The sequence below is a fragment of the Phycisphaerae bacterium genome (assembly GCA_024102815.1).
In the GTDB taxonomy this organism is placed as follows: domain Bacteria; phylum Planctomycetota; class Phycisphaerae; order UBA1845; family UBA1845; genus JAGFJJ01.
This window is the reverse complement of sequence record JAGFJJ010000026.1, coordinates 1-22,136: the sequence shown is the minus strand read 5'-3', so window position 1 is coordinate 22,136 and position 22,136 is coordinate 1. Positions and strand designations below refer to the sequence as shown.

Here is a 22,136-nt window from a genome sequence, read left to right as displayed (position 1 = left end):
GGCTGTTCTCGGCCTTCATCTTTTCTTAATATTTTCAAGGTCCAATAGGGGAACCGGTGACACCCGCAAACCCGTTGTCCGGAGAAGGACGACGGCTCAGCGCCCATGCGGGATCGTTCTCCGCGGCCTTTCTCCGGATTTTGCGATGAGCAGGAAACGGTCCATTCTGATCGTCGAAGACGAACTCGATCTGGCCGATTCGGTGGGATACAACCTCGAGCGGGAGGGCTACGCCTTCCGACGCGCGTCCGATGGCGAGACGGCTTTGGCCGAGGTACGCCGGCAGCAGCCGGACCTGATCATCCTCGATCGCATGCTTCCGGGTCGGTCCGGTGACGAGGTGGCTACGGAGTTAAAGCGCGACACGAGGACGTCGGGAATTCCCATCATCATGCTGACGGCCAAGGCCGAGGAATCGGACGAACTTGTCGGATTCGCGCTCGGGGCGGACGATTACGTTGCCAAGCCGTTCTCCATGAAGCTGTTGCTGGCCCGTGTGGCGGCGATCCTCCGCCGGTCTGACGCGGCGTCGGTCGATGCCGACGTAATCAGCATCGGGCCGGTGACCGTGGATCAGGGCCGACACCAGGTTACCGTGCAAGGAGATATTGTCTCTCTTACGACGACGGAGTTTCGTGTTCTGCGGACGCTCATGGCGGCCAGCGGTCGCGTTCTCGACCGCGAGCAGCTCATCAACACGGTCCTCGGTCCTACGGTGGCAGTCACCGATCGTACCATCGACGTTCACATTGCCGCAGTCCGAAAGAAGCTGGGATCGGCGGCAGAGTGGATTCAGACCGTTCGCGGCGTGGGTTACACATTCCGGGCGCCGAAGTAAGCGTATGCGATCGTTTGGCGGCAGATGAGAACGGGCCGATTTTTCTGGAAACTCTTCCTGGGCAACGCCCTGCTGCTGGCAGGTGTTGTGGGGGCATGCCTCTGGCTGTTCCTTTCCCAGCTGGACCGCATCCACGAGGCGACGCTTACTGACTATCTCCAGAGCCAGGCGCAGGCTCTGGCGCTGACCATGCGCGATCATTTCGGGCCCCCGTATCGTGACGAACTCGATGCGTTTGCCAAGGCATTGCGCGGCGAGGGCGGTGGCGCCTTTCGGGTGACGTTCATTACAGCGGACGGCATCGTTCTTGGCGATTCGCACGCCCATCCCGCCGAAATGGAATCGCACGCCGATCGACCCGAAGTCCGGGAGGCGCTCGATCGTGGTGCGGGCAGCTCCCGGCGCTGGTCCCGGACGCTCGGGCAGGAGTTTCGATACGTCGCGCGCCGCGTGGACGGCCCCGACGGCGCAGCCGGTGTCGTCCGTGTGGCGGTTCCCGTTCAGAGCATCGGGCTCCACGCGGCGACGGATCGACGTGTTATCTGGGCGATTGCAGGTGTGTCGTTGCTGGCGGCCATCGGATTGGCGCTGGGGCTGGCGCAGCTCTGGAGCCGACGAATCAAGCTCATTCGTGATGCCGCTCGCAGCCTGTCTCGCCGGGATTTCTCGACGCGCATCCGCGTGTCGGGCTCGGACGAGGTGGCCGATCTCGCCCGTTCGCTGAATCAGATGCGCGACGACATCACTCGGCAGCTCGCCACCATCGATCGCCAGCGGCGCACGCTTCAATCGCTGGTGGCGCAACTTCATGAAGGGGTCATCGTAGCGTCACACGCCGGGGACCTGGTGGTTGTGAACGCCGAGGCCGCCCGCCTGTTGCACATGGTTTCGCCGCGCTCAGATGGAACGTTCGAAGGTCTGCCGGTCGAAATCTGCATACCGCAGCACGAGGTTCAGCAGCTTCTCCACTCCGATCGAAAGCCCCTTCGCGAGGCGGCGGCGGCGGAGGTCCCGGTATCGCTGGAAACGAACCACTCCTCCGGCAATGCCGTGGAGTCCAAGTTCCAGGTGGAAGGCCCCACGGGTTCGCTTTCTCTCCTGGCGCGGGCGTTTGACATCGCACTACCGGATGCGGCGGTAAAGGCCTCGGAAAAGGGTTCGGTTCCATCTCTGGGGCGGCTGGTCGTGATTACGGACGTGACCAAGTTGGCCCAAACCATGCAGATCAAGGCGGACTTCGCGGCCAATGCCTCTCACGAGTTGCGTACCCCGCTTTCGGCCATTCGCGTTGCCGTTGATACGCTACGAACGCTCGATCCGGCCGGGGACGGCGCCGCGTTCCGCCACTTTGTGGATGTAATCGACCGCCAGAGCGGGCGCATGGAGGCCATGGTTGCAGACCTTTTGGATCTCTCCCGGGTGGAGAGCCCCACGAGCCACTTTGTGCCTGCCCGGGTCAGCACTGAGGAGGTTGTCGACGAGCTCTACGCCGCATTTGCTGAGGCGCTGGTTGAGAAAGAGCTGCACTGGACTGCGGAGATTGCCGCCGAAGCTCAATACCTTGTCGTCAGCATGGATCTGCTGCGCATCGTGCTCCGCAATCTGATTGAGAACGCCATTCGCTTTACACCGGCGGGTGGGCAGGTTTCGATGACCGTCACGTTGCGCGGTGGCAGTCATGTGATCTCGATCGCCGATACGGGCTGCGGCATACCGGCCGCTGAGCAAAACCGGGTATTCGAGCGTTTCTACCAGGTGGAGCGCGCCCGGTCCGGTTCCAATCGGGGGACGGGCCTCGGGCTGTCGATCGTCCGACACGCTGTTACGGCGATGCAAGGCACGGTCCGGCTGGAAAGCGCTGCAGGAAAGGGGACGCGTGTGGAGGTGACCATCCCCGCGCGTCAAGTGTTGCCGCGACGACTCGCGGCCGCGAGCGCTAAGGAATCTTAACGCAGGATTCGGCTGACACGGATGACGACAGGTATTAGGTTTACGATTCGAGAAAGGGTTCGTTGGGCGCGCGGATGTCGCAAGGTCGCCTTCAACCTCCACCAAGTTCGTTTTCTCAATGGGAGTGACGGGTTCATGTCTGCCCCGAGATTTCGATGCACGTTCGTAAAAACGGGTTCGCTGTTTTGTGCCATCGGTTTTCTGCTCAGTTCGTCAACCTCGGCGGCGCCGCTTCGAGGTACCGTGAGAATCGACGGATCGAGTACGGTCGCGCCGATTACCATGGCCGCCGCCGAGCTTTTCCAGCAAGAGAGCCCTCGGGTGCGCGTGACGGTCGGCATTTCCGGCACGGGCGGCGGTTTCAAGAAATTCCTGGAGGCCACGCCTGATTTGCGTACGGACATCTCTGATGCATCCCGCCCGATTTCTCCGGAGGAAATCAAGCGAGCGAAGGAGCTCGGCGTGGAGTTTATGGAGGTGCCGATCGGACTGGACGGCATCGCTGTGGTGGTTCATCCCAGCAATCGCTTCTGTTCCCATCTGAGTGTTGAGGAGTTGAAGCGTATCTGGGAACCCGGTTCGGCAGTTACGAAGTGGAGCGACGTCCGCCCCAACTTCCCCGACGAACCCATCCGCCTTTACGGTCCTGGAACCGACAGCGGCACGTTCGAGTACTTTACGGAGGTCATTGTCGGCAAGCCCCGGGCATCTCGAAGCGACTACACGGCCAGCGAGAGCGACAATATGCTCGTCCAGGGCGTATCCGGAGACCCCTCCGCGCTCGGTTATTTCGGGTTTGCTTATTACGAAGCCAATGAGAACAAGCTGAAGTTGCTGGGCGTCTCGGAAATGGAAGGCGCGCCGATCCATCCCACGCGGGACACGATACGCGCGGGTACTTACCATCCGCTGGCCCGTCCCATGTTTCTCTACGTGAACAAGGCTTGCTATACGAATAACGAAGCGGTTCGTGAGTTCCTCAAGTTCGTGTATGAGAACGCGGGGAGAATCGTGGAGCACCCGCGGGTCGGATATGTGGCGCTCCCGGACGAACTCTACACGTTGAGCTGGCAGCGCCTCGAGCAGGGTAAGACAGGGTCGGTCATCAGCGGAACCGGGACGGGTCACGTCACCGATCTGCTCGAGATCTACCGGGGCGGCAAGTAACGCAGAAATGGAGTCGTCCACGTGGATCGGACCGGCCCCTTTTTTCCGAATGTGCATCAGGGCTCGAAGTCATGAGTCGATTCTGGCAGAAATCGCGCGAAGGAGGGATTCAGGCTGTATTGTTTGTATGCGCGCTGGTTTCCGTCCTTACGACCATCAGCATCGTCTGGATGCTGATGCTGGAATCGTGGCGCTTTTTCGAGCACATTTCTCCGTTGGCTTTCTTCTTTGGGACCCGATGGGCGCCGCTCCTAGAGCCGCGATCGTTCGGGGTTCTGCCGCTGCTGTGCGGGACCCTGCTGATCGGCGGGGGAGCGCTTCTCGTGGCCGTACCCGTCGGACTCTGCTCGGCCATCTTTCTGAGCGAGTATGCAGGCAGTACGGTCCGCGGCATGTTGAAGCCTCTATTGGAGGTCCTGGCAGGCATTCCCACGGTGGTTTACGGATTCTTCGCCCTGACGTTTGTTACGCCATACGTTCTCCAGCCGCTCATGCCCCAGACGCAGATCTTCAACGCGGCCAGTGCGGCGCTGGTCGTCGGCATCATGATCATCCCTACGGTGGCGTCGCTCTGCGACGACGCGTTTCGCGCCGTGCCCATGAGTCTCCGTGAAGGGGCCTACGCCTTGGCGGCAACCCGCATGGAAGTTTCCACGCGCGTCGTGCTTCCCGCTTCACTTTCGGGAGTTGTCGCGGCCGTGTTACTCGCATTTGCCCGTGCGATTGGCGAGACCATGGCCGTGGCGATCGCCGCGGGCATGACGCCCAAGCTCACGCTGAATCCACTCGCGAGCGTCCAGACCATGACGGCCTACATCGTCCAGGTCAGCCTGGGGGATACGCCGTATGGGTCAATTGGTTACCAGACGATGTTCGCGGTGGGCATGACGCTATTCGCTGTGACGCTGCTGTTCAACCTGATTGCCCAGCGGATTCTGGCGGCGTACCGGGAGGCTTACGAATGACCGCCGCGACCGCTGGTTTCTATCGGCCGCGGCTCGCCGCGCGGCGCCTGAAGGGGCGAATCTTTTCGAGCCTCTGTCTGCTCATGACCTTGAGCGGGCTTCTTGTATTGGCCGTGCTGATCATGCGGATTGTCGATCAGGGCAGCGCGTGGCTCAGCACGGAATTCCTGACAAGCTATCCCTCCACCATCTTTCCGGAGAAAAGCGGCGTTCTCAGCGCTCTGGTGGGCACGCTGTGGGTCATTACGATCACGGCCGTGTTCTCGATCCCGGTGGGCATCGCCGCGGCGATCTACTTGCAGGAATACGCCCGCAAGACCCGCCTGACGAGGTTGATCGAAATAAACATCGCCAATCTTGCCGGCGTGCCATCGGTTGTCTACGGCATGCTCGGGCTGGCACTGTTTGTCCGGCTCCTGCAGTTCGATCGAAGTGTTCTTTCCGGAGGGTTGACTCTCGGCCTACTGGTTCTACCGATTATCATCATCGCGAGTCGTGAGGCATTGCTGGCCGTGCCGGACTCCATTCGCCAGGCGGCCTACGGGCTGGGCGCCACGCGCTGGCAGACCGTTCGATCCCACGTGCTGCCGGCGGCGCTGCCCGGAATCATGACCGGTGTGATCCTGGCGCTATCCCGCGCGATCGGAGAAGCGGCGCCTCTGCTGCTTATCGGTGCGACGGCATTCGTTGCCTTCGTGCCCGAGAATTTGAACGATCCATTTACCGTTCTGCCGCTGCAGATTTACAACTGGACGGACCAGCCGAGCGAGATCTTTCGTGAACTCGCCGCCGCCGCGATCCTCGTTCTTCTTGGCATTCTGCTTCCCATGAATGCGCTGGCCGTGGCCATTCGAGCCTGGCAACAGCGTGGAAAGGTTCGATAGTCGGCATGGAGACCAAGTCCGTGGATCGCATCTCCACTCCAGTCCCTCAGGTTTCGACCCGTCCCCTGGGGGCGGAAGAAGTAATCGCGCAATCGGAATCCACCGAGACGATCATTCAGGCCGAGCATCTGACCATTCGCTACGGAGAATTTGCCGCCGTCCGGGATGTGAGCCTCGATGTTTCCCGCCGCCGCGTCACGGCCATCATCGGACCGTCGGGCTGCGGGAAAAGCACGTTGCTTCGGGCCATGAATCGCATGAATGATTTCGTGGCGGGCACGAGCGTTGAAGGTCAGCTGCTTTATCGGGGTAAGGATATCTATGGCCCCGGAAGCGATCCGGTTGAGCTCCGCCGTCACATCGGCATGGTCTTTCAAAAACCCAACCCGTTTCCCAAGTCGATCTACCGCAACATCGCATGGGGCGCGACGATCAACGGCTACCGAGGAGATATCGAGGAGCTGGTGGAGCGCTCGCTTCGCCAGGCGGCACTCTGGGACGAGGTCAAGGACAAGCTCCGCGACAGCGCCTATGCGTTATCCGGGGGGCAGCAGCAACGTCTGTGCATTGCCCGTGCCATCGCCCTGCAGCCGGAGGTCCTGCTCATGGACGAGCCTTGCTCCGCCCTTGACCCCATTGCCACGGGCCGGATCGAAGACCTGATCGACAAGCTCAAACAGGACTACACCGTCGTGCTGGTTACACACAATATGCAGCAGGCCGCACGGGTTTCCGATCTTACCGCTTTCATGTACATTGGGGAGCTTGTCGAGGTCGGTGCCACTGCGGCCATGTTTACCAATCCGTCGGATCGCCGCACCCAGGATTACATCACCGGCCGGTTCGGCTGACGCCATGACCGCACACTTTGTCGACCTAATCAATGATTTGCGCCGTCGATCGCTGCGTATGGCCAGCCTCGTCGAGGACATCGTCGAGGAGGCCTGCGATGCCGTCTGCCAACCCGGGGATGAACTCGCCCTTCGGGTGATTGCCCGGGACCGCGACGTCGATGCCGAGGAAGTCCAGGTCGAGTCGGAAGTTATTCGACTCCTGGCGCTGTACCAGCCCGTCGGTGCCGATCTTCGTCTGCTCTGCACGGTGTTGAAGGTCAACAACGATTTTGAACGCATCGCCGACTGTGCGGTCAACATCGCGGAGCGCGCCCGCTACCTTTCGGCAGATGCCCTCAACGGACTCGGCGACGACATCAACCGCATGGCGCCGATCGTGCGGCGGATGCTTCGCGCCGCGGTCAAAGTTTACGGGATGCAGAACACCGAGAACGCTGAATCCGTTTTTGAAGAAGAAGAGGTCGTCGACGCCCTTTATGGACAGATCGTACGTGATGTGGTCAGCGAGGCGACACGGCGTCCCGGCGACATGCCCACGCTGCTCGACGTGCTGTCCATCGCCAAGAACCTCGAACGGATCGCAGACCATGCCACGAACATTGCCGAGGATGTCGTGTTTCTCTGCACAGGGAAAATCGTCCGGCACCGCATGCGCAAATCGCAGGATCGGCCGCAAAGTCGTTAATCTTGGTGGGGACTTATCCTAGGATCGTCCACCCCGTCCGCCGCGACGCATGGCCCGATCCATCTCGCGTCTGTGGTCCTTGGCCTTGAGGTCTTCGCGACGATCGCTCTTTCCTTTCCCCTGCGCGAGGGCGATCTCGACTTTGGCCATGCCCCGTTCATTGAAGTACATCCGGACGGGCACAAGCGTAAGCCCTTTCTGCTTCGTCGCGGCAACGAGCTTGCGTAACTGCCGAGCGTGGACCAGCAGCTTGCGGCGACGTGTGGGCAGATGATTGGCCCCATAGCCGAATCGGTAGGACGCAATGTGCGCATCGAAGAGCCAGAGCTCGCCGCCCAGAATTCGGGCGTAAGCTTCGTCCAGCGAGACAGCTTTCTCGCGGAGCGATTTGACTTCCGTTCCGGTAAGCGCAATGCCGCATTCCAGACGCTCGAGAAACTCGAAACGGTGGCCGGCTTTGCGGTTTATGCCGATGGTTCCATCAGATTGTGGTTTTCGGACCATGCGGAGGCCTGGAACGGAATAATATAAAGCTTCTCTGTAGGTGTCAGGTCACGTGACCTTTCGAACATGCCGATTTCGAATAATGTAGGAGAACGGAGGCAACCCGGACAGGTGTCCGTCGGGTATAATTGGAGGGTGGAGGTGAACGCTATTGTGAAGGCATCGCCGGAAACCGACCGTGCCGACGAGAGGGTTTTGGTCGCTCGTGCCCAAAGCGGAGACGAGGGGGCTATCCGCGCGCTGATCCGCGCGCACAAGGATCGCCTCTTTGCCTTCATCTGGCGCATGGTCCGCAACGAGCATGACGCCGAAGAGGTTTGTCAGGATGCTTTTTTGAAGGCGTTTGCCTCGCTGCATACCTTTTCGTCTGAATACCGATTCAGCACCTGGTTATTTACCATCGGGTACCGCGTTTGCCTCAACCGGATGCGGAAGCGATCCGTGCTCTCAGGCGAACTGGATACGGCCCAGCTATCGGCCGCATCCGATGAGAGCGGAGCCGACCGATTGGCTTCGAAAGAGGCGACCGAGTTGCGCGGCCGGGTCTGGGAGGCGGTTGATCGGCTCAGCGACGCCCAGCGGGCTGCGGTCGTGCTCTTTTATCGCCATGAGATGAGCTGCCAGGAAATTGCCCGGGTTCTGGAAGTGCCCGTCGCCACGGTCAAGAGCCATCTGCACCGTGCCCGTGCCCGGCTTCGGGAACTGTTGGAAACGGTGGAGGAGCGGGACATTCGGGAATTTCGCAATCGCGCGGCCGGCGCCGGGTAAAAGAGTGCGGAGATTCGAGCGGTGCCGAGGAGCGGCACCGAATCCGCAAGGATGAAAACGCGATGCGATGCGCGGACGCTGAAGCACTCTTCAATGCCTATCTCGACGGCGAGCTATCGCCGGCCTTGGCCACGGAACTTGGCGCCCATCGGCTCCGTTGTGCCTCATGTCGGCGCAAGCTGGCACTTCTGGAAGTAACCGGACAAATCATCGCTTCCGATCGCGAACCGGTACGTTTGCGCGCGGACTTCGAGAATCGGCTGCTTGAATGCGTCAGCAAACGACGCGCCGTTCGCTCGTTTTGGCGTGCCCGAACGTTCCGCATTGGTGCCCCGATAGCCGCCGCGGCCGTATTGGCCTTGGCGGTTACGGCGGTCTTGACCGGGCGACATCAGGGTCGTGTGGCGGGCGTGGTGGAAGAGGCGTCGCCGGAAGCGCTTGATCTTGACCCCGGGCTATTCGACGAGTTCGCCCCGCCGACAGAGGCTGCTCAGGCCGATACAAGTGAGGTTGCACCTCGCCCATTGGAGAATTGGCTCGAGCGGACCCAGGAAGACATCAGCACCGTCCAGGGCGTTCTTGATCTCACGATCTACCAAACCATTGACATTCTGGAAGAGGCCCGAAGAAACCGTCCCGCCGCCAGCGCCGTCGTGGAAGACGTTGCGTCGTCGCCTGCGAACAGTCCTGCTACGGTTCCGTTGCCACAAGAGCCGAAGAATCCTTAGACGGGAATCGCGCAATTCCGGGGTTCCGGGCGCGAGGATTCCCCGAGTTGTTGTGCCCGGTACCCTTCAGCCGTACCGCGCGCTGCTTGAGCGCTTGATGAGTCCATTCGACGCGGATTGGTACATGCGGCGGAACATCGCTCTCAAACCGACCGCGGTCTTGTTGATCGCCGTGGTCCTGGGGGCCTCCGGTCGAGCAGCCCCCGGCGAGCCAATTCCTCTGGAGCAATTTGTTCCGGAGCAAGCCAGTTGGTACATCCATTTGCCCGCTCCTGAAAAAGTCGAGAGGGAGCTCAAGCGGGCCAATGCCTGGCCGCTTGCGCGCAAAATCGCCGACCTCGACGGGGGGGATTCTTCAGCCGCAAGTCTTGCCAACATGGCGACCCGTTTCCTCGGCCCGGAAAGCGCAATCCCCGTGGATCAGCTTCTTTCCTGTGAATGGCTGATTGTTACACCGGCCCTCGGAGATGTCCGGCGGGGCACCTGGCTGATCCGTCTGCCCAACGACGCAGCGCTTGAGCGGTGGTTTCCCAAAGAGCGGCGGCAGTCCGAGCGCATGGTGGACCAGGCACGACTTTTCCGGATGCGCGATGGTACCTATGTCTGCGCGCGTGAAGGCGTGATCGCGGTTGCTCGAAGGTTCAGCGACGGACTGCTTGTGCGAACGGTCCAGAAACTGATGGTCCTTGGCGGGGTGCATGGACGGCCGATCACCGCCCGAAAGGACTTTCTCGAAATGTCACGTCGAATTCCTCCGGACGCTCTCGCGGTCTTCTATGCGGCGATCCGAATGCCGAATGCGACGAGCAGTTCGCCCATTAGCGGGAATTCTCCCCATTCAAAGGCCGGCGCCATCCGCGCGTCGGGATCTTCCAGTGCAATTGCACCCGGCCAGGAGTCGGATGGTGCCGCCGACTCGAGGAACACATCGCGCGCACTCGTCGGCGTGTATGCACGATCCGCAGGACTGGAGATTTCTATCAGCGCCGACCTTCCGTCCGCGCGTGTGGGAGCCCCCTTGTCCCGTCAGGCGCTGGAGCGAATGCGACGCCTTCCGCAGACGACGTTGGCGGCGGTCGGACTGACGCTTGATTTCGGACGGGCCTTCAGCCGCGGAGGCTCGTCCGGATCCGCCGATGCCGTCCAACGTTACCTGCAGTTGTTGAGCGATCTCAGTCGCGGGGAGGGGGAGCGCAATCCCGTTCTCGCCCGCGTGGGCCCCGATGTAATCGTGGTTTGGGGGCAGGACCTGAGCGAAGAGGGTCTTGGTCCGCAATTCGCCGTACTGGTTCGATCCCCCGATGCGCGGGCGGTTCGTAACGAGATCACGAAGCTGGCGAGGAATCTCATCGCGCTGATCCAGGCCGTCGATCCCGTGCCGGCCGATTCCGCTCCGACCTTCAAGCTCGCGCCGTATCTTGGGGCGCCGATTGTGCATGTGCCACTTCAAAGCTACGCGCGAAAATCCAAGCTCCCATTCGCGCGGCTTCTGGAGTCGCTCGACCCTGCATGGACGTCCTGGCGCGATTGGGTCATCCTGGCGTTGGATCGTACGCATATCGAGCGCATCCTGGACGCACAGGCTGGGCTTGCTCCGACGCTTGGCGGGCTGGCCGCGTTCCAATCGTCTGAAGAGAACCAGCCGGACACGCGTCTCCTGGCGGTGGCCCAAGCCGGGCTGACCGCCGAAGTGCTTCAGGGCTGGCTTGAGGACCGCGGCAGCGACGCCGCATTGTTGTGGAACATGCTCTGGTGGCCCGAGGAGAGCCTCACGGAAGGAAGAGCCGCGCCGCCGCCGATTGAGCTTAAAGAGGAGAGCTCTCCCAACTGCCTCGTCGTGACGCGCGATTTGCAGACAACGGTGGACGCCGGTTTGCGCGCCGGTGATTTGATTCTGGGCGTGGACGGGAAGCTTCTGTCTCTTGGGAATATGCGCGAGGACTTCAACCGAAAGGTCGCGAACAGCACCGCACCCGGCCCGACTATTCGCGTATTGCGCGCGGGAGAAATGCTCGACGTCCCGTTGCCGCGTCTCATCGGATCCCGCGCCCAGGATCTTACACGCTCTTCGTCACTGAATCTCCTACGTCAATTTGCGGTGATAGGCGAGTACGTGCAGACCGTGAATCTCTCGGTGCGATCGGCCGATGGGAAACGGTTTGATTCCACGATTTCCCTGCGGTTTGCGGAATCGGCAGAGTGATCGTCGAATGGCTCGAAAACGTGGTGGGGGGCCGAATCCGATTCGGTCCCCAAAGGGTGACCCGCCTCCGCCGGACCTCTTGTCCGATTCTGGCGGAGACGGATCACCCCGAGAGGAAGCCGCTGACACTTCGGTGTCAGTCATGAATGGCCTGTGTCAGGCCGGGTGTTCGCAAGTCAGGCCGTCATCCGGCGGCGAACCATGCCGACCGCTCCGAGGCCCACGACGCCGAGCAACCAGGCGCCGGGCAGCGGAATGATCGAAGCACGAAGCTCGACCACGAGATCGTTGAAGTCGCGGTCGGAGACGTTATTCAGCGGACCGGGCTTGTCTTCCCAGAACAGCAGCCAGACATGCTCGTCCGGATCGAAGCGCTGCGACGACACGGCATAGGTCACCAAGTGATCCAGCTGGTCGACGTTGTTGGCCTCAACCGAGGAGTAGGGATTACCGCCACCGCTGCGGATCCACTCGAACGGCTGACCCATCGGGAAGTGGTGAACGCCGCTGCCGGAGACGTCGAAGCCTGTCGGACCCGTCATGGACACGTCGAACAGCTTCTGATAGCCCGAGCCTGTGTCAAAACCGAACTCCTGAGCAAGCCCGGCGAACTTCGCCTCAGCGGCCGTGTACGAAATGCCGTCTTCCCACCACTGATCGGTCGTGGGCAGCCCCGGCGTGCCGGTGATCAGGTTCAGGTTGCTACCCGGACCCCCACCCGGCAGGCGATCGTCGACGCGGGTGACCGTCACGACGCCGTTCGTGTAGATGCCGACGCCGCCGCTGACGAACGTTCCACCATAGATGTGGTCAAGAATCTGAGCATGCGTCGCCTCACCCGCAGGTGGCGGATTGACGGTTGTCAGATCCGCGCGGGCGATGCTGCCCATTCCGATCGCCAACCCCAAGGCGGCGATTCCTCCCAGCAATCTTCCTCTCTTCATAGTCCTTTCCCCTCGTATGCGTTGACGAGCCCCTGAGCCGGTCTCGACCCGACTCGTACGATATGCAATGTCACTCCCGCCGCTCCGACCCGGAAACAGCGGTCGCCTTGCACTGACGGCGGATTCTATCCCATTTAATGAGCACATTTCAAGATAGATAATATATTGACCTGCGCCGCAGATTTCCTGTTCTTATCAGACTTCCCATGCTAACAAATCTCCGAGTCTTGATCGGGTATCGCGAGCGTGCTCGGGGCATAGCGATTTTCGGCCGAGAAAGCGGTGCTCGTGGCCCCCGCGGGCGGAGGGTCCAGGAGGTTCTGCTCGGGGTCGGTTGGACCGCGCGAAACTGACAATTTGAATTGGGGCAGGTCTACAAAAGCAGGCAGTCGGTTCGCGGTGCGGTTACTGATCCGCGATCAAGTTCGTCGGCGACGCGTTCAAGGCCACGGCCGCGTTCCAAAGCTGCGCACCATCCAGATAGGTGGCGACTCCCCGATTCCCGGCTTCCGAGCAGACTCGCTCTGCCTCAGTTTGCGGAAAGCTCACATCGCCCGCGCGATTATGTGCGTTCTCAAACCCTGCCAGGGTCGTCGGGGGGTAGACGATGTGGCCGCGCGGCTTGCACCCAGCGACATAGTCCTCCACTGTAAAGACGGCCTTGGATCCGATTTCCGTGAATTTGACAGGGCAGATTCCGCTTCTTCGGTCGCGGATACGGGCTTCATGGCGATCGGATGATTCCGGGTCCAGCGCGAACGCGCGATTGCGAGTTGGGATCTCGACGTTTGACCGACCCCGTTGTCGGCTCTGGTTGTTCCTGAATGGTAAGATTCTGACCATTCTGCTTTCGTAATAGGACCCGGTTTCCGCCGAAGGACGTATCAGGAAACTCGGGACTGAGTGCGGCAGGCTTGAAGTTGGATGTCCCGCGGCCGCCCCCGCTGCGGGAAGGTTCGCGTGGGTACGCCGTTCCATTGCGTACTATGCGTTGCCACGGAGGATCTTGACGCTTCCAAAAGTCAATCAGCGCGGTAGAATTGGGACGCCAAGAGTTTAAGCCGCGCGCAATTGGTCTTGAGATTGTGGCTGCCGAAATCTTGGCGACAGTTGCATCGAGCTGCGGGCGTAATTCAGTGGTAGAATGCCAGCTTCCCAAGCTGGACGTCGTCGGTTCGAATCCGATCGCCCGCTTTGGATATAAACCACGCCGAAACCGTTAGTTACGGTTACCTGCCAGCGTTCGGCAGTGCGGCCTGGGACGTAAGAACGCGCGGTGTAACACCGCGCAACGCGTCCAGGAGGCCGCCCATGCCTACGAAAAAAACGGTCCAAACGCCCCGAGAATGCCTTCCTACCGGCGCCGAACGGGGTACACCCAGGCGATTGTCACGCTAACCGATTCGCTCTCGAAGAAGCGCCGCGATTACTGGCTCGGCGACTACGGCACTGCAGAAAGCCGCGAGCGGTACCACCGTGTGATTGCCGCTTGGGAGGCCAACCAGCGACGCTTCCCGCCGATGGAAGGAGAGGCACCTTCTAACTCGGCCCACGCGAACACCATCGTGGAAGTCATCCGCGAGTACTGGCGTTGGGCCAAAGGCTACTATCGCCCCAAACACGCCCAGGCGATCAACGGCGCGCTCATCCTGCTGCGGCAGTTCTTTGGGCGGACGCCGGCCGTCGAGTGTTCAGTCCGCAGAAACTCCGATTGCTTCGGCAGGAGATGATCCGCGGCGCCGAGCCGGAGCGAAAGCCTTGGTCGCGCAAGTACATCAACGCCCAGGTGCAGCGACTTCGGCACATGTTCAAGTGGTCGGCGGGACGTGAGCTGGTGCCCGTATCAGTCCACGAGTCTCTCCGTACCGTCGAGCCCCTGCGCCGCGGTCGTACGGAAGCGCGCGAAACGGATAAGGTCCTGCCTGTTCCACAGGCAACGATCGATGCCGTACCGCCGCATCTTTCCAGTCCCCATCGTGCCTTGGTACAGCTTCAGGTTTTTACAGGTGCCCGACCCGGAGAGCTGCTGGCCATGCGACCGTGCGACATTGAATTCGATAATGCTGCTGGGCTCTGGCTGTATAGGCCGGAACAGCACAAGAATGCCTTCCGGGAGCGTGAACGCGTGATCTTCTTGGGACCCCAGGCACAGGAGATTGTTCGGGAGTTTCTGACGAGCCGGGCCACGGATCAGTTCCTGTTCAGTCCTGCGGAGTCGGAAGCGGAGTATCGCGAGATGAGGCGCAAACAGCGAAAGACCGTTGCCGGTCAGGGAAACGAACCGGGCGCGAATCGGCAAGAGTCACCTCACCGGCGTCCGGCTGATCGCTACTCGACCGGCAGTTACAACCGCGCCGTGCAATATGCCTGCGACCGGGCCTTCCCGCCGACGGGTGGGCTTGCAAGGCGGACGGGCGAATCGACGACGCGCTGGTACAGACGATTGAAGTCCGAAGGGCTGTGGAACGAGCTCCGGGCTTGGCGGCGCGCTCATCGATTCCATGTAAATCAAGTCCGTCACTCCGCGGCGACTGTTCTCCGGCGCGAATTCGGCCTGGAGGCCGCGCAGCTTGTCCTTGGACACGCCAGCGCGTACGTGACCGATGCCTGTTACGCCGAGCGCGACCACTCCAAGGTTGTCGAGATCATGCAGAGGATCGGGTAGCCAGGCACCCATTCCAGGTGAGAAAAGATGCGAAAAAAGAAACTGAAAATCACCGGGCCGGTCTTCCCTAAGGCCGTCACTCAATCGCTGACAGCACGGGAACTCAACAAGGATGAGGTGGAGCGCTACCAGGAGATCATGCGATTCGGAGTTCGGCGCGTGCGTCGGATCCTCGAGTGGGAGCGGCGCACCTGCCAATACGACGGGTCACCGATGCTCGATCCTTCGGATCGGTTGAGGAAAATCGTCGAGCGGGCGGCCTTGCGGATACTGCAGCGGTATTCGAGGAGAGCCAAGGTCAACGGGGTGTTGACCGACATACCGTCGTCCGAGTGGCCGCACGCCCTCCCGACGAATGCCCCGAGTTCGGCGCACGCCGCGTGTGACATCTTGCGCGGTCTGCGGGATCTCGACACTGTTCTTTCGGCGATGGAGGAGCAGTTGCCGGAGCAACTGCGCGAAAGGAAATCACCCCTGAAACACAAGGTCAACGAAGGCCTCCTGTTCGCGGCGTTCATTGGCTATCAATACGCTCGACTGACGCTGGACCGGTTTGAGCCATTGGCTCGACGTGGACTGGAAAATAAGCAGAGCATCGATCTGGCGAATAAGGCCCGGCGGAATGAGGAACGCGATGCTCGAATACGAAATGAGTTCGCCAAGAAGCGTCGAAAATCGCCACGCAAACAGCTCGGGAAGATCTATGAAGAACTGGCCAGTACATTTGGACTCACCGAGCGCACGATTCAGCGCATCATCAACGAAGAGTGCTGACGACATTTCGTCGACGTGTCATATTCGATATGACAGGTCGACTACGTGTCGTTGACCCTCAATTGCATGGTCTCCTAGGCTTGCACAAACGAGTGCAAGTCTTGGAGTCCTTCGCGTGTCTCTCTCCGACTACCTAACGCTGGCTGAAGCAAGCAAGGATGTGCCCGGCCACCCGCATGTGTCCTGTGTCTGGCGATGGTGCCGCAAAGGGGTGAAGACTCGCGGCGGCCAGACGATCCGCCTCGAGCACTGTCGTCTCGGCGGAAGGATTTTCACGACCGCTGCGTGGCTGGCCGATTTCGGCCAACGCCTCGCCGAAGCCGACGCGGAATACTTCCAGCTTGCCGATGCTGCGCAAGTGGCCGCTGCCTCCACGGTCGAACCTCTACCACGTCGACGACGCCGAAAACAGCTCTCCCCAAAAAACACAGATTATCGATTGCGTCAGATCGAGGAAGCTGAGAACGAACTCGACAGAGCGGGACTTAAATGAGTGTTCCGACTCATACATCTGCAGCAGCTGTAGTCGACGAAGTGCAGTTGCTTCTAGCCGTTCCCATGTGCCTGCAGGAACGGCCACAGTGGGTTGTGTGGAGATACGTCAATCGCGGCGGCAAAACGACGAAGGTGCCTGTTGATCCCAGGAACGGGTGCGCCGCTTCCACCATTGACTCGAAGACTTAGGCGTCGTTTGACGAGGCGTGCGAGGCACTTCGCCGCCGGACGGACGTCGTTGGCGTTGGGTTCGTGTTCACCGAGGATGACCCATTCGCCGGTGTTGACTTGGACAACTGCATCGACGGGGAGTCTGGAGTACTCAAACCATGGGCACGCGAGTTCATCGAGAGCCTCGCCAGTTACAGCGAAATCAGCCCATCGGGGCGCGGTGTGAAGGTCTTCGTGTTGGCCAAGAAGACCGTGAGAGAATGCAAGGCCTACCTCGAAGATGGTGTGATTGAAGTCTACGACAGGGCAAAGTTCTTCACGATCACGGGCAATCGCCTACCAAGCGCGCCTGTGGAGGTGCACGATCGCCAAACCGAACTTGATGCCTTGTGCGAGCACATCTGGGGCGGGGCGGACATCCGGCCCGCGTTCTCGCTCCAGGGTGGCCCGCGTGGCCACGGGGGGGCGTCGGGTGAGGAGATAGCGTGACCAAGGTCGCAAAGAACTCCAGAAAAAAGAGCCAGACGGCATCGTCCGAGGTGATGGTGCGGCTGGCCGACCTATCGCCGTGCCCGGAGAACGAGCTGCTCTACCGCCCGGTGGTCGCGGACGACCCGGATACTCGCGCGCTCGCCAAGAGCATCCGCGAGAACGGCGTCCGCGAGCCGCTGGTCGTCACCAGGGACCACTACATTCTCTCCGGCCATCGCCGGTGGACGGCCGCCAGGCTGGCCGGTCTCGTGAAGGTTCCCTGTCGAGTGGAACCCATCTACTGGGAAGATTGCGATTCCGACGAAGTGCTCCGATTGCTCCGCGAGCACAACCGCCAGCGCGTGAAATCGCTGGATGAAATGCTCCGCGAGGGGGTTGCGTCGGTCGATCCCGACGAGGCCCATGCCCTGCTGCTGGCACATCGGCGCAAAAAGTCAGACATGTCCGACTGCAGGCTGGCGCCGATCGAACTGACCGCGCGGCGTGCCCGAAAACGAATCGGCCCGCTCAAGCAAGCCATGCTCGGCGCGGCCATCAAGGTCATCGAGGATCGAAGGGAATTCTGGCCATTGAGTGTGCGGCAAATCCACTACACGCTGCTCAACGATCCGCCGCTGCGTAATAGCGCCAAGTCCGATTCACGCTACGCCAACGACCGGACAAGCTATGCCTACCTGTGCGATCTGCTGACCAGGGCCCGCGTGGCCGGACTGATTCGCTGGCAGGCCATTGCCGACGAGACCCGGCCGGTGACGTTGTGGCGCAGCTACGCCAAACGGTGTCGGCCAATCCGGCGACCAACAGGTCGACGATTTCCTCGGCGACCGGTGTCGTCGGGCGAACGTCCCAGCCGCGGTCGAAATTGACGACCACCGCGCGGTCGGCGGTGCGCTGCACCCAGAGCTTCGATATGCGACTCGAATCCAATTCGAACTCGGGATAGGCGGCATGCTCGGGAAACACGAGCGCTTCGAAGCGGTGGCCACCGATGTTGCCCGTCACCCACGAGCCGCCGGCGTCCCGTTGTTGCACCTTGGTGATCTTCAGCATGTCCAGCAGGTCCGTCGGCTCGTCGTTGGTCGTCTCTGGCATGTTGTTCGTCGTCATGTTCTTCTCCGCGTTCGGTACGCCCCATGCGTACACCCACATGAGGGCAACTGTTGGCAACGGAATCAAGCTAATTCCCAGGGAATCCTTGAAAGGAATTGCAATTCAAGACAAGCCTGAATCAAACAGCAAGGCAATGTATTCTTGGGCGCGCTCACTTAAAATGAACAGCTGCCGGACCAGGGCAGTAGCTCGACAGTAGCCTGAGTTCCTCAAGAGGATGCAGTCCCGATGATCGAGGATGAACGAAAGCGAAGACAAGACATGTGGCGAAAGCTCAGTCAGCGGGGAGGCTCGAAAGGTGCCGATCCTCAGCTTCTCCGAGAGTTGAGTATTTACGGTGGCCAACAAGGCATTTGGGTTGACAAAAAGGTCACGGGGGCGTTGGCCCAGTCTGGCGTCACCGTCAGCTTGATGCACCGCGGCCACCGTTACTCCGCCGATCTCGATGAAGACACTTTGCTGTACCATTACCCGCAAACGGGGCGACCTACTGGCCGAGACCAGGCGGAGATCGATGCGACAAAAGCCTGCAAGGACCTCCAGCTACCGCTATTTGTTGTGGCTGGCAACTCCTCCGACCCTAAGACGCGCGACGTATTCCTTGGTTGGGTTCATGATTGGGACGACGACGGGCGTCAGTTTCTGGTGATTCTGGCGGATGAGCCCCCGAGGGAGGAGCCACTTGGCGCCATCGAAACGCCCTTCGAGCTGACAAAGCACACCCGCCCTCCGCGCCGCGAAGCAACAGCCCGCCCCGGTCAACCTCGATTTCGATTCCTCGTGTTCAAGCGTTATGGAGCGAGGTGCGCCGTTTGCGACATCGATGTACTCGAGCTCTTAGATGCGGCCCACATCTGCCCCAAAGACGCCGGCGGTACCGACGATCCGCGCAACGGCCTTGTGTTGTGCGCCAACCATCATCGGGCATTCGATAATGGTCTTTTCAGCATCGAACCTGTCAGCCTGCGGATCTCATTTAACACCGCGGGTCCAACTTCGTCGGAGCTTGGAATAGAACGGAGCGATCTCACTCATCTTCCCTTCCAACCGCACAACGATGCGGTTCAGTGGCGTTTCAAGCAACTGGAAGAGGCCACGTGAGGGAAGCACGCTTCTGAAGGGTCCAAGGAGGGCCGCATCGATGTGCCTTGAAGACAAGCCTGAATCACCCAAACGACGCCTGACGACCGTGACCGTCGAACGGCCGCGCTGCCCGCAATGCGGCGGCGTACGGCTTCGCAAGTACCGAACCGTCAGCGACCAGGGCGACGGCAGCGCGCTGTCGTGGGTGCGGTGCATGGACGAGCAATGCGGCTACCGTTTCCGCCTGGTGCAGGAATGAACGTAATCGTTCCCATGTTCTTGTGTTCCAACGCTTGGAATGACGAATGAGAAGTGCGCGTATGATTGGAGCGATGGAGAGCGACCATGCCCCACGCGCCCAAGCGACATCGATCGACGCCTGTCATCAAGCGCCACGGCCAACGACCCTCACCCTCGCAGCGTGGCTACGATCGCCACTGGCAGCGCGTGCGGCACTGGCATCTGATGAAGCATCCGTTGTGCGAAGACCCGTTCAACGATCATGACGGACGCGTCGTCGCCGGAGAGATCGTTGATCATATCGTGCCGCTGGCGCGTGGAGGAACGCACAACGAATCGAACCTGCAAACGCTCTGCGCGAGTTGTCATTCGAAGAAGACGGTGATGTATGATGGCGGCTTCGGTAACTCACCTAACGACCGGTAGGCCGGTCAAATATCTACAGGTTTTGCGTGTATACCACGTCGCCACCGACACGCATTTCTCCCCCGGTTTTGGCATAGGGGGGGAGGGTCGGAGCATGAGAACCGCCCTGGCGCTGTCGAGAAAGCGGGTTGGCTCATGAATAGCACTGCCACTCCGGTTTGCTGGCGCGACACTCGCCCGTTGCCCTCGTGGCAGTGGAACGTACAATGTGCCGATATTGAAATTCAGGCCGGCGTCCGCATCGATGGCCCTCCAATATCGGGCGCACCACAACCCATGGCAGACAATCGACTCCGGCGGCATATTGCGCGCGAGGCCGCCAAACTGATGTACGAGCGCGTCGAGTCTGAATACTACACCGCCAAGCGCAAGGCGGCCTCGAGGCTCGGCGTTAACTTCAGGTACCAGCCGCAGCATCTGCCCGCCAACCGAGAAATCCGCGACGAGATCCAGATTCTCGCCAAGCTCATGGAGGGCGATGGGCGCGACGAAAGACTCCGCGACATGCGGGTCGCCGCGCTTCGGCTCATGCGACTGCTCGAGCCCTTCGAGCCACGGCTGATCGGCAGTGTGATGACCGGTCACGTTCGCAAGGGCTCGGACATCGACCTGCACGTATTCTCCGACTCGGTGTCGGCGATCACAGGTTTTCTAGACGATGCCGGTCTGCCGTACACTATCGAACGAAAGCGCATCATCAAGCACAACGAAGAACGCCTGTTTACGCATATCCATGTTCGCGACGAATTCGAGACCGAGCTAACGGTGTATGCGCGCAATCAGGTCGGGTACCGGTTCAAGAGTTCCATCACCGGTAAGGCGATTGAGCGAATCTCGATTGGTGGGCTGGCGGAATTAATCAAACGGGAGCACCCTGGCACCGACGTTTCCGAGGAGCCCGCCACGAATATCGATCGGTACATGATTTGGCGGATGTTGCTCGTACCACTTGAACACATAAAGCAGGACCCGCTGTGGCATCCGGAGGGTGATGCGCTGTACCACTCCCTGCAGGCGTTCGAGTTGGCACGCGACGAAGTGCCATATGACCAGGAGCTGGTCGCGGCTGCCCTACTGCACGACGTCGGCAAGGCGATCGATCCAATCGATCACGCCGCCGCCGCGGTCGAAGCTTTGGACGGTACGATCACTGAGCGCGAGTCGTTCCTCATCGCGCATCACATGCATGCACTGGAACTCGAGGTTGGTCGGATCGGCCACAAGCTCAAGCGTCATCTGCAGTCCTCGGAGTGGTTTGACGACCTCATGACGCTGCGCGACATCGATAACCGATCCCGCCGGTGTGGAATAGAGGTTTGCACGATCGACGAAGCGCTGGAGGCCATACGGTCAATGGATGATTGATTCGACGGCTTGGATTTGCTCATGAAAGCTCATGAAAAGCTCTGCGCAGGCTTGGACAGGCTCATGGCAATGCTTGGATAAAATCATGGGACGACGAGGTCCAGCCCCGACGCCGACACCGCTCCTGAAGCTTCGCGGCTCGAAGCGCGTCACGCGCAAACGCGAGGAGCGGGAGGTCCGTGGTCCCGAGGGCGCACCCGACCGGCCCGAATGGTTGGACGAAGACGCGGGCAAGGCCTGGGATCATCTCGTTCCACTGCTCGAGGTCATGGGCGTGCTGACCCGCGTGGACGGCAACGCCTTGGGCCGCTACTGCCGCCTGTGGAGCCGCTGGCGCAAGGCCGAGGAGTTCATCGACGAGCGCGGGGAGATGTACCCCATCAAGGACGAGAAGGGCGGCGTGAAGTGCTTCCAGCAGTGGCCGCAGGTTGCCATCGCCAACAAGCTGGCCACGCAGCTCACCCGGCTCGAAGCCGAGTTCGGCATGACGCCCAGCGCCCGGGCCCGCATCCAACTCGCCCCGCAGAAACAGGAGCCCGCCAGTGGCAAAGCGCGGTTCTTCCAGGCGGGGTAAGCTGAAGCAGGACGAAGTCTACCGCCTCATCCCCGGCTACGATCCCTTCGAGAACTCCGGCGGCTGCACCTTTGATGTTCGCGCGGCGAAGCGCGCCGTCGACTTCTTCCACGAATGCCTGACATTCACCGCCGGGGAGTGGATGGGCCAGCCGTTCATCCTCCAGCCGTGGCAACAAGCCATCGTGGGCAACCTCTTCGGCTGGAAGCGTGGCGACGGACGCCGCCGCTACCGGGAGGCCTTCATCTTCG

At 60.9% G+C, this 22,136-nt stretch carries 25 protein-coding genes and 1 tRNA gene; 23 read left to right on the top strand and 3 right to left on the bottom strand.

All coding sequences use genetic code 11. The annotated features are described in order from the left end of the window. The first annotated feature begins 145 nt into the window (after nucleotides 1-145). From J5J06_06920 to phoU, 7 genes are all read left to right on the top strand, one after another. Entirely contained in the window at nucleotides 146-838 is a 693-nt protein-coding gene (locus J5J06_06920) for a response regulator transcription factor (protein ID MCO6436801.1), read from the top strand. Between the two features lie 24 nt (nucleotides 839-862). Further along, a complete protein-coding gene (locus J5J06_06915) occupies nucleotides 863-2,788 on the top strand; it encodes a HAMP domain-containing protein (protein ID MCO6436800.1) in 1,926 nt (641 codons plus the stop codon). A 135-nt stretch (nucleotides 2,789-2,923) separates the two neighbouring features. After that, nucleotides 2,924-3,955 carry a PstS family phosphate ABC transporter substrate-binding protein gene (locus J5J06_06910; GenBank protein ID MCO6436799.1) on the top strand — a complete coding sequence of 344 codons (1,032 nt, stop codon included), beginning with the start codon at nucleotides 2,924-2,926 and terminating at the stop codon, nucleotides 3,953-3,955. A gap of 71 nt (nucleotides 3,956-4,026) precedes the next feature. Next, the gene (pstC, locus tag J5J06_06905; GenBank protein ID MCO6436798.1) at nucleotides 4,027-4,920 is read left to right on the top strand and encodes a phosphate ABC transporter permease subunit PstC; all 894 of its coding nucleotides are present in this window, start codon (nucleotides 4,027-4,029) and stop codon (nucleotides 4,918-4,920) included. Further along, on the top strand, nucleotides 4,917-5,804 hold the full coding sequence (gene pstA, locus J5J06_06900; protein ID MCO6436797.1) for a phosphate ABC transporter permease PstA: 888 nt from the start codon (nucleotides 4,917-4,919) through the stop codon (nucleotides 5,802-5,804). The genes pstC and pstA overlap by 4 nt, the downstream gene beginning before the upstream one ends. 5 nt (nucleotides 5,805-5,809) lie before the next feature. Then, nucleotides 5,810-6,655, top strand: a complete 846-nt coding sequence (gene pstB / locus J5J06_06895) for a phosphate ABC transporter ATP-binding protein (GenBank protein ID MCO6436796.1) — start codon at nucleotides 5,810-5,812, stop codon at nucleotides 6,653-6,655. A 4-nt stretch (nucleotides 6,656-6,659) separates the two neighbouring features. Beyond that, nucleotides 6,660-7,343 carry a phosphate signaling complex protein PhoU gene (gene phoU, locus J5J06_06890; protein ID MCO6436795.1) on the top strand — a complete coding sequence of 228 codons (684 nt, stop codon included), beginning with the start codon at nucleotides 6,660-6,662 and terminating at the stop codon, nucleotides 7,341-7,343. An 18-nt stretch (nucleotides 7,344-7,361) separates the two neighbouring features. On the opposite strand, the gene smpB is transcribed toward phoU, so the two are convergent. Then, on the bottom strand, nucleotides 7,362-7,847 hold the full coding sequence (gene smpB, locus J5J06_06885; GenBank protein MCO6436794.1) for an SsrA-binding protein SmpB: 486 nt from the start codon (nucleotides 7,845-7,847) through the stop codon (nucleotides 7,362-7,364). A gap of 141 nt (nucleotides 7,848-7,988) precedes the next feature. Here smpB and J5J06_06880 point away from each other — a divergent pair, with 141 nt between their 5' ends. The 3 genes from J5J06_06880 to J5J06_06870 all read left to right on the top strand — a co-directional run bounded on the left by J5J06_06880 (nucleotide 7,989) and on the right by J5J06_06870 (nucleotide 11,546). Continuing rightward, nucleotides 7,989-8,615, top strand: coding sequence for a sigma-70 family RNA polymerase sigma factor (locus J5J06_06880; protein MCO6436793.1), 627 nt, complete (start codon nucleotides 7,989-7,991; stop codon nucleotides 8,613-8,615). A 62-nt stretch (nucleotides 8,616-8,677) separates the two neighbouring features. Next, the gene (locus J5J06_06875; protein ID MCO6436792.1) at nucleotides 8,678-9,343 is read left to right on the top strand and encodes a zf-HC2 domain-containing protein; all 666 of its coding nucleotides are present in this window, start codon (nucleotides 8,678-8,680) and stop codon (nucleotides 9,341-9,343) included. Between the two features lie 97 nt (nucleotides 9,344-9,440). Then, nucleotides 9,441-11,546 carry a hypothetical protein gene (locus tag J5J06_06870; GenBank protein ID MCO6436791.1) on the top strand — a complete coding sequence of 702 codons (2,106 nt, stop codon included), beginning with the start codon at nucleotides 9,441-9,443 and terminating at the stop codon, nucleotides 11,544-11,546. 176 nt (nucleotides 11,547-11,722) lie between these two features. On the opposite strand, the gene J5J06_06865 is transcribed toward J5J06_06870, so the two are convergent. Further along, on the bottom strand, nucleotides 11,723-12,490 hold the full coding sequence (locus J5J06_06865; GenBank protein ID MCO6436790.1) for a DUF4114 domain-containing protein: 768 nt from the start codon (nucleotides 12,488-12,490) through the stop codon (nucleotides 11,723-11,725). A 405-nt stretch (nucleotides 12,491-12,895) separates the two neighbouring features. After that, nucleotides 12,896-13,333, bottom strand: coding sequence for a hypothetical protein (locus tag J5J06_06860; protein MCO6436789.1), 438 nt, complete (start codon nucleotides 13,331-13,333; stop codon nucleotides 12,896-12,898). A 279-nt stretch (nucleotides 13,334-13,612) separates the two neighbouring features. Here J5J06_06860 and J5J06_06855 point away from each other — a divergent pair. From J5J06_06855 to J5J06_06795, 13 genes are all read left to right on the top strand, one after another. Then, nucleotides 13,613-13,684 (top strand) — tRNA-Gly (locus tag J5J06_06855). Between the two features lie 152 nt (nucleotides 13,685-13,836). Next, nucleotides 13,837-14,220: a hypothetical protein gene (locus J5J06_06850; protein ID MCO6436788.1), complete on the top strand. Its 384-nt coding sequence runs from the start codon at nucleotides 13,837-13,839 to the stop codon at nucleotides 14,218-14,220. Beyond that, a complete protein-coding gene (locus J5J06_06845; protein ID MCO6436787.1) occupies nucleotides 14,202-15,155 on the top strand; it encodes a site-specific integrase in 954 nt (317 codons plus the stop codon). Before J5J06_06850 ends, J5J06_06845 begins: the two co-directional genes overlap by 19 nt. A 27-nt stretch (nucleotides 15,156-15,182) precedes the next feature. Beyond that, complete coding sequence (locus J5J06_06840; protein ID MCO6436786.1) at nucleotides 15,183-15,929, top strand: hypothetical protein; 747 nt, start codon at nucleotides 15,183-15,185, stop codon at nucleotides 15,927-15,929. A gap of 115 nt (nucleotides 15,930-16,044) precedes the next feature. Then, nucleotides 16,045-16,422, top strand: coding sequence for a DUF1580 domain-containing protein (locus tag J5J06_06835; protein MCO6436785.1), 378 nt, complete (start codon nucleotides 16,045-16,047; stop codon nucleotides 16,420-16,422). Nucleotides 16,423-16,676: 254 nt separating this feature from the next. After that, on the top strand, nucleotides 16,677-17,084 hold the full coding sequence (locus J5J06_06830; protein ID MCO6436784.1) for a hypothetical protein: 408 nt from the start codon (nucleotides 16,677-16,679) through the stop codon (nucleotides 17,082-17,084). After that, a complete protein-coding gene (locus tag J5J06_06825; protein MCO6436783.1) occupies nucleotides 17,081-17,953 on the top strand; it encodes a ParB/RepB/Spo0J family partition protein in 873 nt (290 codons plus the stop codon). Before J5J06_06830 ends, J5J06_06825 begins: the two co-directional genes overlap by 4 nt. A gap of 472 nt (nucleotides 17,954-18,425) precedes the next feature. Next, the gene (locus tag J5J06_06820; protein MCO6436782.1) at nucleotides 18,426-19,298 is read left to right on the top strand and encodes an HNH endonuclease; all 873 of its coding nucleotides are present in this window, start codon (nucleotides 18,426-18,428) and stop codon (nucleotides 19,296-19,298) included. A gap of 40 nt (nucleotides 19,299-19,338) precedes the next feature. Then, nucleotides 19,339-19,539: a hypothetical protein gene (locus J5J06_06815; protein MCO6436781.1), complete on the top strand. Its 201-nt coding sequence runs from the start codon at nucleotides 19,339-19,341 to the stop codon at nucleotides 19,537-19,539. Between the two features lie 86 nt (nucleotides 19,540-19,625). After that, nucleotides 19,626-19,946 carry an HNH endonuclease gene (locus J5J06_06810; protein MCO6436780.1) on the top strand — a complete coding sequence of 107 codons (321 nt, stop codon included), beginning with the start codon at nucleotides 19,626-19,628 and terminating at the stop codon, nucleotides 19,944-19,946. A gap of 276 nt (nucleotides 19,947-20,222) precedes the next feature. Beyond that, on the top strand, nucleotides 20,223-21,311 hold the full coding sequence (locus J5J06_06805; GenBank protein ID MCO6436779.1) for a tRNA adenylyltransferase: 1,089 nt from the start codon (nucleotides 20,223-20,225) through the stop codon (nucleotides 21,309-21,311). Between the two features lie 85 nt (nucleotides 21,312-21,396). Next, nucleotides 21,397-21,885, top strand: a complete 489-nt coding sequence (locus tag J5J06_06800; GenBank protein MCO6436778.1) for a phage terminase small subunit P27 family — start codon at nucleotides 21,397-21,399, stop codon at nucleotides 21,883-21,885. Further along, nucleotides 21,854-22,136: hypothetical protein (locus J5J06_06795; GenBank protein ID MCO6436777.1), on the top strand; the 283-nt coding region annotated here is incomplete at its 3' end. The genes J5J06_06800 and J5J06_06795, both read left to right, overlap by 32 nt.